At 67.6% G+C, this 11897-nt stretch carries 11 protein-coding genes; 3 read left to right on the top strand and 8 right to left on the bottom strand.

Going from position 1 to position 11897, the window contains the following annotated elements; translation table 11 throughout:
* Positions 1–5 precede the first annotated feature (5 nt).
* The 5 genes from AC07OX_RS27270 to AC07OX_RS27250 are packed head-to-tail and all read right to left on the bottom strand — an operon-like array spanning position 6 to position 4070.
* Positions 6–695: an amino acid ABC transporter permease gene (locus AC07OX_RS27270; RefSeq protein ID WP_095948311.1), complete on the bottom strand. Its 690-nt coding sequence runs from the start codon at positions 693–695 to the stop codon at positions 6–8.
* Positions 695–1432: an amino acid ABC transporter permease gene (locus AC07OX_RS27265; RefSeq protein WP_159273998.1), complete on the bottom strand. Its 738-nt coding sequence runs from the start codon at positions 1430–1432 to the stop codon at positions 695–697. The genes AC07OX_RS27270 and AC07OX_RS27265 overlap by 1 nt, the downstream gene beginning before the upstream one ends.
* Before the next feature lie 55 nt (positions 1433–1487).
* Positions 1488–2414, bottom strand: coding sequence for a transporter substrate-binding domain-containing protein (locus AC07OX_RS27260; protein ID WP_495262643.1), 927 nt, complete (start codon positions 2412–2414; stop codon positions 1488–1490).
* A gap of 22 nt (positions 2415–2436) precedes the next feature.
* Entirely contained in the window at positions 2437–3609 is a 1173-nt protein-coding gene (locus tag AC07OX_RS27255) for a trans-sulfuration enzyme family protein (RefSeq protein WP_495262644.1), read from the bottom strand.
* 8 nt (positions 3610–3617) lie between these two features.
* Positions 3618–4070: a hypothetical protein gene (locus AC07OX_RS27250; RefSeq protein WP_143599057.1), complete on the bottom strand. Its 453-nt coding sequence runs from the start codon at positions 4068–4070 to the stop codon at positions 3618–3620.
* 97 nt (positions 4071–4167) lie between these two features.
* Here AC07OX_RS27250 and AC07OX_RS27245 point away from each other — a divergent pair, with 97 nt between their 5' ends.
* The gene (locus AC07OX_RS27245) at positions 4168–5103 is read left to right on the top strand and encodes a LysR substrate-binding domain-containing protein (RefSeq protein WP_070059966.1); all 936 of its coding nucleotides are present in this window, start codon (positions 4168–4170) and stop codon (positions 5101–5103) included.
* Here the strand turns inward: AC07OX_RS27245 and AC07OX_RS27240 are convergent.
* Both AC07OX_RS27240 and AC07OX_RS27235 read right to left on the bottom strand, forming a co-directional pair.
* A complete protein-coding gene (locus AC07OX_RS27240) occupies positions 5084–7306 on the bottom strand; it encodes a copper-transporting P-type ATPase (RefSeq protein WP_495262645.1) in 2223 nt (740 codons plus the stop codon). The genes AC07OX_RS27245 and AC07OX_RS27240 overlap by 20 nt on opposite strands.
* 155 nt (positions 7307–7461) lie before the next feature.
* Positions 7462–7953: a cupredoxin domain-containing protein gene (locus AC07OX_RS27235; RefSeq protein ID WP_095743735.1), complete on the bottom strand. Its 492-nt coding sequence runs from the start codon at positions 7951–7953 to the stop codon at positions 7462–7464.
* A gap of 377 nt (positions 7954–8330) precedes the next feature.
* Here AC07OX_RS27235 and AC07OX_RS27230 point away from each other — a divergent pair, with 377 nt between their 5' ends.
* Positions 8331–8621 (top strand): co-chaperone GroES, encoded by a 291-nt coding sequence (locus AC07OX_RS27230; protein WP_056572926.1) that lies wholly within the window; start codon positions 8331–8333, stop codon positions 8619–8621.
* A gap of 55 nt (positions 8622–8676) precedes the next feature.
* Positions 8677–10332: a chaperonin GroEL gene (groL, locus tag AC07OX_RS27225; RefSeq protein WP_042579049.1), complete on the top strand. Its 1656-nt coding sequence runs from the start codon at positions 8677–8679 to the stop codon at positions 10330–10332.
* A 71-nt stretch (positions 10333–10403) separates the two neighbouring features.
* On the opposite strand, the gene xylB is transcribed toward groL, so the two are convergent.
* Positions 10404–11870 (bottom strand): xylulokinase, encoded by a 1467-nt coding sequence (gene xylB, locus AC07OX_RS27220; RefSeq protein WP_495262646.1) that lies wholly within the window; start codon positions 11868–11870, stop codon positions 10404–10406.
* Positions 11871–11897: the final 27 nt, after the last annotated feature.

Raw genomic sequence — 11897 nt, 5'->3', positions numbered from 1 at the left:
AGGCCTCAGGTCGCCGCCGCCGTCCTGCGCCGCTGCAGCCAGGTGACCCACCAGGCGCCCGCCGTGCACAGCACCAGGTAGACGACGGCGACCAGGATGTAGACCTCGACCACGCGCCCGTCGCGTTGTCCCACCTTGCTGGCGGCGCCGAGAAAGTCGTTCAGGCTGATCACGTAGACCAGCGAGGTGTCCTTGAGCAGCGCGATGGTCTGGTTGATCAGCGAGGGCGTCATGTTGCGAAACGCCTGCGGCAGGATCACGTGCCGCATCGCCTGCCCCGGCGACATGCCAAGAGACTGCGCCGCCTGCATCTGGCCGGCGCGCACGCTGCCGATGCCGGCGCGGATGATCTCGCAGTAGTACGCGGACTCCGCGAGCACGAACGCCACGAGCGCGGCGTAGATCGGCCCGACGCCGAGGTTCGGGTCGCCGGTCACGGCGCGCAGCACCACCGGCATCAGGAAGTAGATCCACAGGATCGTGAGGATCAGCGGGATCGAGCGGAACAGGTTCACGTACCCCGCCACGAGCGCCGCCACCGGCCGCGGCGCGAAGATCCGCGTGATCGCCAGCAGGGTCCCCAGGCCGATGCCGGCGGCCATGGAGGCCGCCACCAGCAGGGCGGTCATCTGCAGGCCCTGCAGCAGGTAGGGCCAGGCGCGCTGCAGGGCGACCCAATCGAAGTCGTAGCCCATCACGCGGCGCCCAGCAGCCCGGGCACGCGCACCCGGTGTTCGATGCGGCGCATCAGCACGATCACGCCGTAGGTGATCGCCATGTAGATGAGCGTCGCCACGATGAAGGCCTCGAAGGGATGGGCGCTGAACTCGCTGAGCTGGCGCGTCTGCCCGGTGAGCTCCATGAGCCCGATCGTCAGCGCGACGGCCGAGTTCTTGAACACGTTCAGGAAGTCCGAGGTCAGCGGCGGGATGACGATGCGCAGGGCCTGGGGCAGGATCACGTAGCGGTAGGCCGCCACGGTTCCCAGGCCCATCGCCATGGCCGCCTGCTTCTGGCTGCGCGGCACCGACTCGATGCCCGCACGCACCTGCTCAGCCGCCTTCGCCGCCGTGTAGAGCGTGAGGCCCACCAGCACGGTGAGGAACTGGTTCGCGGTCGGGTTCATCTGCTTGATCGCATGGCCCCAGGCGGTCGGCAACAGCTCGGGCACCACGAAGTACCAGAGAAACAGCTGCACCAGCAGCGGCGTGTTGCGAAAGCAGTGGATGTACACCGCCGACAGCGCGCGCGCCGTCCGGTGGGGCAGCGTGCGGGCCACGCCGGCGATCAGGCCCAGGCCCAATGCCAGCGTCCAGGCCAGCAGCGACAGCGCGACCGTCCACAGCAACCCGCGCACGAGCATCAGGCCGTACAGGCCCTCCCCCGTGACCGAGGGTTTGAAGAAGATCAACCAATCCCAGGTGTAGTGCATCGCGAAGGGTGCCGGCAGGCGGTTCGGTTCGTGAAGGGGTGGCCGCGCCCGTGCCTTACAGCGGCTGGTCGCTCGGATGGCGCACGAGCTCCTGCATGTCGGGCGACATCGGGAAGTTGACCGTCACGCTGCCCTTCACCGCAATGGGCTTGAGGAAGTACTTCTCGTACAGCGCGGTGAACTCGCCCGATCGCATCATCCCGGTGATCACGCCGTCCACGAGTTTCTTGAACGCCGCGTCGCCCTTGCGCAGCATGCAGCCATAGGCTTCCTTCTGCTGCGGCACGCCGACCACCTCCCAGTCCGCCGGGTTCCTGGCGCGGGCGATGTTGCTGAACAGAATGATGTCGTCCTGCGTCGCGGCCACCGCGCGCCCCGTTTCCACGGTCAGGAAGTTCTCGTTGATGTCCTTGGCCAGGATGATCTGGATGCCCCACTTGTTCTTCTCGTTGAGCTGCCGCAGCATGCGCTCCGCCGTGGTGCCCGCGCTGACCACGACGTTCTTGCCGACGAGGTCGGCCCAGTGCTTGATGCCGGAGTTCTTGCGCACCAGCAGCCGCGCGCCCACGACGAAGAAGGTCGTCGAGAACGACACCTGGTTCTGCCGCTCGGCGTTGTTGGTGGTCGAGCTGCACTCCAGGTCGACCGTCTGGTTGGCCACCAGCGGAATGCGCGTCTGCGGCGTGACTTCCAGGGTCTTGACCTCCAGCCGGGCGAGCTGCAGGTCCTTCTTCACCTGGGCGACCACGCGCTGCGAGATTTCCCAGGCGAAGCCGGCCTGCTTGTTGTGGTCGTCCAGGTAGTTGAACGGGATCGAGGCGCCGCGCGTGGCCACGGTGATCGCCCCGGTGTCCTTGATCTTCTTGAGCGTGCCGTCCAGCGGCGATGCGGTCTGCGCGGCAACGCCGGCGCACAGCGCGAGGCCGGCCATGGCGAGGAAGGGACGGGTCAATGCGGCGTGAAGGGTCGGCTTGAAAGTCATCGCAGGCTCCAGGTGTCGGGGATCAGAGATCGAAACGCGTGGCGCAGGCGTCCAGCGCGCCCAGCAGCTCGTCGCGCAGGGCCTGGGGGTCGTCCAGCCCGATCGACAGGCGAATGACCGGCCCTTCGACGTCGCAGAAATTGCGCCTGGCGAGTTCTTCCGCCGGGTAGAAGGCCGCGATGCTGCGCACGCCGCCCCAGCTGGCGCCGATGGCAAAGCGCTTCAGGCCGGCGAACAGCGCCCGGTAGGCGTCGTAGGGGCAGTCCACGAGCTGCAGTGACATCACGCAGCCGGGCTGCGCGAAATCGCGCGCCCACAGCGCATGGTCCGGCGCGCCGGGCAGCGCCGGAAAGAGCATGCGGCGCACGAGGCGGTGCGCGTCGAGTTGCCCGGCGATCAGGCGCGCGCTGGCGGCCTGGCGCTCCATGCGCACCTGCATCGTGTCCAGGCCGCGGGCCACCAGGAAGCAGTCCTCCGGGCTCACGGCCAGCCCCATCAGCGACTGCAGGCCGCGCAAGGACCGGTACAGGCCTTCGTCCTGGGTGGTGACGCTGCCCATCAGCACGTCCGAATGCCCGCCCATGTACTTGGTGCATGCGTGAATGCACAGGTCGACGCCGTGCGCCAGCGCGGCAAAGCCCAGCGGGCTGGCCCAGGTGTTGTCGATGGCGGTCAGCACGCCACGGGCGCGCGCCACGGCGGTGATCGCCGGCACGTCCTCCACCTCCATCGTCACCGTGCCGGGCGACTCCAGCCAGATGAGCCGCGTGTTCGGGCGCACGAGGCGCTCGATGCCCGCGCCGATGCGCGGCGCATAGAACTCGACCTCGATGCCCAGCGCCTGCAGCCGTTCGACGGCGAAGGACTTGGCCAGGCCGTAGGCGGCATCGGTCATCAAGAGGTGGTCGCCCTGCTTGAGCAGCGCGAGCAGCACGCCGCAGATGGCCGCCTGTCCGGAAGGAAAGACGATGCCGTGGGCGGCGCCGTCCAGCTCGGCGATGCGCGCCTCGAGGGCGCGCTGCGTCGGCGTGCCCGTCGTGCCGTAGCTGAAGCCGTCCGGCAGGCGGGTGCGGCGATGCACGAAGTCGTCGAGCGAGTCGAAGACGACCGTGGAGGCGCGCCACACCGGCGGCACCAGGCTGGCGAAGGCAGCGTCCGCAGGGGACGTGCCGGGATGGGAAATGGATGGGTTCACGATGGAAGTCAGTTCGCGGGGGCCGATTCGATGAGCTGCAGCGCGTGCTTCATCTGCTCGACGGCCATGGTTTCGAGATCGGTGTAGACCTTCATCTCCACACCCAGGCGGGTGAAGGTTTCGCGGGCGGTGGCGATCCGGGCCGGGTCCTGGGTCTTGGGGTTGGCCAGCGCTGCCTCCAGGCGCTTGTACTCGCTGGTGAGCAAGGCCGGCTGCTCGCCGAGGGCACGCAGGCCGGCGTTGGTCATCGAACGGATGCGCAGCAGCATCTTCACGTCCGACTGTTCCATCTCGCCCTGCGCCCGCTCCAGCGCCAGCTTGGCGGCCACCGCCTGCGGGCTGTCGGGCTTGCGGGTGGCCGCGAGGGTCTGGAACCTGGCGACGTCGCTGGAAAAGTCGTGCGCCCATGCGGGCGCCGCACACGCCAGGACCGTCACTGCAAGCGCTGTTCGAAGGTTCATCTCGCGTCTTTCGGGAAGTGGCTGAAGACGCCAACTCTAGGACGCTGGAGATAATCCGGATCGCGCCCGAAGTTCTTTCTCCATAAGCGGTTGTTATATGTTGCTCCGAGAGATCGAGGTGTTCCGTTCCGTGATGTCCGTGGGCTCCGCGAGCAAGGCGGCGGCGCTGCTGGGCGTGACGCAGCCGGCCATCAGCCAGTCGCTGCGCAGGCTCGAGGAAGCCGCGGGCTTTCCCCTGTTCCGCCGGCTGCGCGGCCGCCTGCACCCCACGCCCGAAGCGCAGGCCTTGCTGGCCGAGGTCGAGCGCGTCTTCGTGGGCCTGAGCAGCATCGAGCACCGCATGCGCAGCCTCAAGCGCTTCGGCGTCAACACGCTGCGCATGGCGGTGTATCCGGCCTTCGGCCTGAGCTTCGTGCCGCGGGTGCTGTCGCGGCTGGTGGCCGAGCGCGGCGACGCCGACGCCCGTCCGCAGATTTCGCTGCAGGTGCTCAGTTCGCGGGAGGTACACGAGGCCGTGCTGGGGCGCCAGGTCGACTTCGGGCTGATGGCCGACGAGATGCCGACGACCGGCCTGGAGCACTCCGAATTCGCGCGCTTTCCGGGCGTGGTGGTGATGCATGCCAAGCACCGGCTGGCCCGCGCCAGGACCATCCAGCCGCATCAACTCGCCGAAGAGCCCTTCCTCGCGCTCAACCCGGAAGACGCGTCCCGGCGCCGCCTGGAGCGGGCGCTGGCGGACTGCAACGTCGCGTTGAGCGTGCTGGTCGAAACCCCGTACGCGGCCAGCGTGTGCGAGATGGCCCTGAGCGGCATGGGCATCGGCGTCGTCAACCCGGTCACCGCGCTGGAGTACGCGCAGCGCGGCCTGGCCGTGCGCCCGCTGTCGCTGGAGGTGTCCTTCGCGGGCCTGCTGGTGCTGCCGCCGGGACAGCCGCTGTCCGGCCTGGCGGTGCGCGTGCTCCAGCTCATGCGCATCCAGCTGGCCGAAGACCAGAAGGCCCTGGCGGGCCTTCTCAAGCCTCGCGCCAGGTAGCGCCGCGCAGGCGCAAGGCATTGGTGATCACCGACGCCGAGCTCAGGCTCATCGCCAGCGCCGCGATCATCGGCGACAGCAACCAGCCCGTGAACGGGAACAGCACGCCCGCGGCCAGCGGCACGCCCAGCGCGTTGTAGAGGAAGGCGAAGCCCAGGTTCTGCTTCATGTTGGCGATGGTCTGCTCGGAGATCACGCGCGCCTGCGCAATGCCGCGCAGGTCGCCCTTGACCAGCGTCACCTGGGCGCTGTTCATCGCGACATCGGTGCCGGTGCCCATCGCCACGCCCACGTCGGCCTTGGCGAGCGCGGGCGCGTCGTTGATGCCGTCGCCGGCCATCGCGACGATGCGACCCTCGCGCTGCAGCCTGTCGACCAGCGCGAGCTTGTCGGCCGGCTTCACTTCGCCGTGCACTTCGTCAATGCCCAGCTTCGCGGCGACGGCCCGAGCCGTGGTCAGCCCGTCGCCCGTGGCCATGATGACGCGCAGGCCCGAGGCCTTGAGCGCGGCCAGCGCCTCCAGCGTGGTGGGCTTGATTGGGTCCGACACCGCGAGCAGGCCGGCGGCCTGGCCGTCCACCGCCAGGAACATGACACTCGCGCCCTCGGCCCGCAGCGCCTCGGCCTGCGGCTTGAGGTCGTCGACCCGCACGCGCAGCTGTGCCATGAGCGCCGTGTTGCCCAGCGCCAGCTTCCTGCCGCCAACGCCGCCGCTCACGCCAATGCCGCTGCTGGATTCGAAACCCTCGGGCGTGTCCAGCGCCAGCTGGCGCTCGCGCGCCGCCCGCACGATGGCGTCGGCCAGCGGGTGTTCGCTGCCCTGGTCCAGGCTGGCTGCAAGGCGCAGCACCTCGTCCGCGGTGAAGCCAGGCGCAGGCACCGCGCGCTCGAACTGCGGCCGGCCTTCCGTCAGGGTGCCGGTCTTGTCGACGATGAGCGCATCGACCTTGCGGAAGTTCTCGATCGCCGCGGCATCGCGGAACAGCACGCCCTGCGTGGCCGCCTTGCCGGTGGCCACCATGATCGACATCGGCGTCGCGAGGCCGAGCGCACAGGGGCAGGCAATGATGAGCACCGCCACGGCATTGATGAGGCCGTAGACCCAGCTGGGCTGCGGCCCGAAGAAGCCCCAGGCGAAGAAGGTCAGCACCGCGATGGCGATCACCGTCATCACGAAGTAGCCGGCGACCTGGTCGGCCATCCGCTGCATCGGCGCGCGCGAGCGCTGGGCCTGCGCGACCATCTGCACGATGCTCGCGAGCACGGTCTGCGAGCCGACCTTTTCCGATTGCATGACGAGGGCGCCGTTGGTGTTGAGCGTCGCGCCGATGAGCTTGTCGCCCACGCGCTTGGTCACGGGCAGCGGCTCGCCGGTGAGCATCGATTCGTCGACCGCGCTGCCGCCTTCGATCACCACGCCGTCCACCGGCACCTTCTCTCCGGGGCGCACGCGCAGCTTGTCGCCCACGTGCACATGGCCGATGGGCACGTCTTCCTCGGTACCGTCGGCGCCGATCCGGCGCGCTGTCTTGGGCGCGAGCCCCAGCAGCGACTTGATGGCCGCGGAGGTTTGCGAGCGCGCCTTGAGCTCGAGGATCTGGCCCAGCAGGGTGAGCGAAATGATCACCGCCGCCGCCTCGAAGTAGACCGACACGCGCCCCATCGACACGAACGACGCGGGAAACACGCCGGGCGCCACCGTGGCCACGACGCTGTAGACAAAGGCGGCGGCCGTGCCCAGGCCGATCAGGGTCCACATGTTCGGGCTGCGGTTCGCCACCGATTGCACCGCGCGCACAAAGAACGGCCAGCCGGCCCACAGCACGATGGGAACAGTGAGCACGAGCTCGATCCAGCTTTGCGTGCCCATCTCGAACCACAGCAGGCGGTGGCCGGCCATGGCGAGCACGGTGACGACAACGCTGAGCGGCAGCGTCCAGAAAAAGCGCCGCTTGAAGTCTTTCAGCTCGGGGTCTTCGCCCTCGTCGAGGGTCGGCATCTCGGGCTCCAGCGTCATGCCGCACTTGGGACAGTTGCCCGGGTGGTCCTGCCGGATCTCCGGGTGCATGGGGCAGGTGTAGACCGTGCCTTGCGCGGCGGGCTGCGCGGGGTCCGCTGGCGCATGCCCGTGCGATGCGTGGTGATCGTGGTGGTCGTGATGACCGTGGGGGTGTCCTGCGTGCCTGGTGGACGTGTCGTTCATTCGCGTTCTCCGACAGGAAAGGGGGAAGCCCTTGAGGGGGAAGCGATCAGTGTCCAGGTTGACACGATGTGAAGGTCAAGCCCTGTCGCGCGATACCCTGGAAGAAAAAGCGCCGGCATGGCGGCCGGCGCGTGAAAGACGCGTGCGCATCACGCTCACTTGCCGGCCTTGCCCACCAGCACCGCGCCCTTCATTCCGGCGTCGTAGTGGCCCGGCTGCAGGCAGCCGAAGTCGACCTTGCCGGCCTGGGTGAACTGCCAGACGATCTCGCCGGTCTTGCCCGCGGCCAGCGTGACCATGTTCGGATCGGCGTGCTCCATCTCGGGGTTCTTCTTCATGGCCTCGTAGTGCGCCAGCAGCGCCTTTTCGGTCCCGAGCACGAGCTCGTGCTTCAGGACGCCGGAGTTCTTGACAACGAAGCGCACCGTCTCCCCCTGCTTGACCTTGATGTCCGCCGGCGTGAAGCGCATCGAGTCCGTCATGTCGACCTGGACCGTGCGCGTCACCTTGGCGGCCACGCCAGGCTTGCCGACGGCGGCCTCGGCATCATGGCCGTGGCCACCGGCATGGGTGCCCGAGGCAAAGGCGCCGGCAGCGGCCAGTGCGGCTCCTGCGGCGAAAACGGTGTTGCGGAAGGTGTGTGTCATGGTGTCCTTGGAGGTTGCCGGGATGCCGCGACTCTAGGAAGCCAAGCCCGTCCACCACCGATCACCCGGATTACAAAAAAGCAATCTGCGCGCGCGACCTCCGTGCATCGGCGACATGGGCACGGCCTTATTTTGTCCGGGCAAAATAGCTCAAAGCTTCCCGACCGAAGGCACCCGGCCACCCGGTGTTTCCCCGGAAAAGCACGGCGGTGCCAAACGGCGGCAAGGGCGCCGCCCTTGAAAGGTCATCGAATGCCCTTATGATTAGCACTCGCTGCTGACGAGTGCTAACAGCCCTCCCATCCAGTCGACAGGTCGCCGGTTTCTCCGGCGCCCGACCACAAACAAACCCGTTTCTTACCCTTCCAGGAGATGCAATGAAACTTCGTCCTTTGGCCGATCGCGTGATCGTCAAGCGTGTTGACAGCGAAACCAAGACCGCCTCCGGCATCGTCATCCCCGACGCAGCCGCCGAAAAGCCCGATCAGGGTGAAGTCCTGGCCGTGGGCCCGGGCAAGCGCAACGACAAGGGCGAACTGGCCGCACTGACCGTCAAGGTCGGCGACCGCGTCCTGTTCGGCAAGTACAGCGGCCAGACCGTCAAGGTCGATGGCGACGAACTGCTCGTGATGAAGGAAGACGACCTGTTCGCAGTCGTCGAGAAGTAATTCTTCTCCTCCTTTCGATCCCATCCAAATTCAATCCATTCGGAGTTAATTCATCATGGCAGCAAAAGACGTAGTCTTCGGCGGCGAAGCCCGCGCACGCATGGTCGAGGGTGTCAACATCCTGGCCAACGCAGTCAAAGTGACCCTGGGCCCCAAGGGCCGCAACGTGGTGCTCGAGCGTTCGTTCGGCGCCCCCACCGTGACCAAGGACGGTGTGTCCGTGGCCAAGGAAATCGAACTGAAGGACAAGCTGCAGAACATGGGCGCCCAGCTCGTGAAGGAAGTGGCCTCCAAGACCAGCGACAACGCTGGTGACGGCACCACGACCGCCACGGTCCTGGCACAAGCCATCGTTCGCGAAGGTTTCAAGCTGGTGGCTGCCGGCATGAACCCGATGGACCTGAAGCGCGGCATCGACAAGGCTGTCACGGCCCTGGTCGCCGAGCTGAAGAAGGCTTCCAAGCCCACCACCACCTCCAAGGAAATCGCGCAAGTCGGCTCGATCTCGGCCAACAGCGACGAAACCATCGGCAAGCTCATCGCTGACGCGATGGACAAGGTCGGCAAGGAAGGCGTGATCACCGTGGAAGACGGCAAGTCGCTGGACAGCGAACTCGACGTCGTCGAAGGCATGCAGTTCGACCGCGGCTACCTGTCGCCCTACTTCATCAACAACCCCGAGAAGCAATCGGCGCTGCTCGACAACCCCTTCGTGCTGCTGTTCGACAAGAAGATCAGCAACATCCGTGACCTGCTGCCGGTGCTGGAGCAAGTCGCCAAGGCTGGCCGTCCGCTGCTGATCATTGCCGAAGAAGTCGAAGGCGAAGCCCTGGCGACGCTGGTCGTGAACACGATCCGCGGCATCCTGAAGGTTGTGGCTGTGAAGGCACCTGGCTTCGGCGACCGCCGCAAGGCCATGCTGGAAGACATCGCCATCCTGACGGGCGGCAAGGTCATCGCTGAAGAAGTGGGCCTGACGCTCGAAAAGGTGACGCTGGCCGACCTGGGTCAAGCCAAGCGCATCGAAGTGGGCAAGGAAAACACGATCATCATCGACGGCGCTGGCGCTGCCGGTGACATCGAAGCCCGCGTGAAGCAAGTGCGCGTTCAGATCGAAGAAGCGACCAGCGACTACGACCGTGAAAAGCTGCAAGAGCGCGTGGCCAAGCTGGCCGGCGGCGTGGCAGTGATCAAGGTTGGCGCGGCCACCGAAGTCGAAATGAAGGAAAAGAAGGCTCGCGTCGAAGACGCCCTGCACGCCACCCGCGCTGCAGTGGAAGAAGGCGTTGTGGCTGGTGGCGGCGTGGCTCTGCTGCGTGCCAAGCAAGCCGTGGGCGAGTCGGTCAAGGGCGACAACGCTGACCAGGAAGCCGGCATCAAGCTGGTGCTGAAGGCCATCGAAGCGCCCCTGCGCGAAATCGTGAACAACGCCGGCGGCGAAGCCTCGGTGGTGGTGAACGCTGTGTTGGCCGGCAAGGGCAACTACGGCTTCAACGCTGCGAACGACACGTACGGCGACATGCTCGAGCTGGGCATCCTGGACCCGACGAAGGTCACCCGCACCGCACTGCAGAACGCCGCTTCGGTGTCCTCGCTGCTGCTGACGACCGAAGCCATGGTTGCTGACGCACCCAAGGACGAGTCCGGCGCCGGCGGCGGTGGCATGCCCGACATGGGCGGAATGGGCGGCATGGGCGGCATGGGCATGTAATGCCCGGCTGAGCTCTGCTCACCAAAGTAAAAAGGGCCGCGCAAGCGGCCCTTTTTCTTTGTGTGGACGGTTCAGCGGAACTGGTCGCGCAGCGCCATGTAGAGCACCTGGAATCGCGCATGCCGCGTCTTGTGTGCGCCAGCACCTTCGGATGAGGGCGTCAGCGTCTGCTTCACCGGCGGCAGCGTGCACACCTCGGCGACCTCGCCCCCATCGGCCAGCCACGCCAGCCGCGCCGCACCGAGCGCACCGCCCGTCTCGCTGCCCGCATACAGCGTCAGCGGCACCTGGAAGATGTCGGCCAGCAACTGCCCCCACCAGACACTGCGCGCACCGCCCCCCACGAGCGCGACTTCGCGCAAAGGCATGTCGGCCGGCAGGCGCAGCGTGTCGAAGCCATCGCGCAAACCGAAGCTCACGCCCTCGACCACGGCATAGGCGATCTCCGCCGGGCCGTGCGCATGCGTCAGGCCGAACAGCACCCCTTGCGCGTTCGGGTTGTTGTGCGGCGAGCGTTCGCCCGACAGGTACGGCAGGAACAGCGGGCAACGCCCCCGGTCCGCCAGCGCGACCGACGCCGCGGCTTCGAGCAACGCCGCCTCGTCCGCGAACTTGAAGGTCTTCGCCGCCCAGCTCACCGCGCTGGCGGCCGAGAGCATCACCGACATCTGGTGCCAGCGCCTGGGCAGCGCGTGGCAGAAGGCGTGCATCGCCTGCGCGGGGTTCGGCAGGAAGCGGTCGGTCGAGACGAACACCACGCCCGAGGTGCCGAGCGAGACGAAGCCCTGCCCCGGCTCCACGAGCCCCATGCCGACCGCGCTGGCGGCGTTGTCGCCCGCGCCGCCGGCGATCTTCACGCCCTCGCGCAGCCCCCAGCGCGCCGCCAGTTCCGGCTTGAGCAGCGCGGAGACTTCGCTGCCCTCGACCAGCCGCGGCATGTGAGCGCGCGTGAGCCCCGTGGCGGCGAGCAGTTCGTCGGACCAGTCGCGCGCGCCCACGTCGAGCCACAGCGTGCCGGCCGCGTCGGACATCTCGCTGACCGCTTCGCCGCTGAGCATGAAGCGCAGCCAGTCCTTGGGCAGCAGCACGCGCGCCACGCGGGCGAAGACCTCGGGTTCGTGCTCGCGCACCCACAGCAGCTTGGGCGCGGTAAAGCCGGGCATCGCGAGGTTGCCCGCGATCTCGCCCAGGCGCGGCACGGCGCGCGTGAGCGCTTCGCACTGCGCACCGCTGCGGCCGTCGTTCCAGAGGATGGCCGGGCGCAGCACGTCGCCTTCCGCATCGAGCAGCGTGGCGCCGTGCATCTGGCCCGACAGGCCGATGGCGCGCACCTGCGCCAGCGCCTTCGCATGCGTGGTGCGCAACTCGGCCATGACCGCCTCGAGCGCCTGCCACCATTGGGCAGGCGCCTGCTCGGACCACAGCGGGTGCGGCCGGTCGACCGTGAGGGGCGCGCGCGCCACGCCGACGATGCGGTGATCGTCCGCGAGCAGCAATGCCTTGAGCTCGGACGTGCCGAGGTCGAGTCCCAGATACAAGATGGTCTCCCTGATGGCGCCTTCGGA

The sequence above is a fragment of the Variovorax sp. GW821-FHT09D07 genome (assembly GCF_059416345.1).
This window is presented reverse-complemented; position numbering and strand designations above follow the sequence as displayed.

Coding starts and splice junctions, on each gene's coding strand:
- AC07OX_RS27270 (WP_095948311.1), bottom strand. CDS start 695: ATGGGCTACGACTTCGATTGGGTCGCCCTGCAGCGCGCCTGGCCCTAC.
- AC07OX_RS27265 (WP_159273998.1), bottom strand. CDS start 1,432: ATGCACTACACCTGGGATTGGTTGATCTTCTTCAAACCCTCGGTCACG.
- AC07OX_RS27260 (WP_495262643.1), bottom strand. CDS start 2,414: ATGACTTTCAAGCCGACCCTTCACGCCGCATTGACCCGTCCCTTCCTC.
- AC07OX_RS27250 (WP_143599057.1), bottom strand. CDS start 4,070: ATGAACCTTCGAACAGCGCTTGCAGTGACGGTCCTGGCGTGTGCGGCG.
- AC07OX_RS27245 (WP_070059966.1), top strand. CDS start 4,168: ATGTTGCTCCGAGAGATCGAGGTGTTCCGTTCCGTGATGTCCGTGGGC.
- AC07OX_RS27240 (WP_495262645.1), bottom strand. CDS start 7,306: ATGAACGACACGTCCACCAGGCACGCAGGACACCCCCACGGTCATCAC.
- AC07OX_RS27235 (WP_095743735.1), bottom strand. CDS start 7,953: ATGACACACACCTTCCGCAACACCGTTTTCGCCGCAGGAGCCGCACTG.
- AC07OX_RS27230 (WP_056572926.1), top strand. CDS start 8,331: ATGAAACTTCGTCCTTTGGCCGATCGCGTGATCGTCAAGCGTGTTGAC.
- groL (WP_042579049.1), top strand. CDS start 8,677: ATGGCAGCAAAAGACGTAGTCTTCGGCGGCGAAGCCCGCGCACGCATG.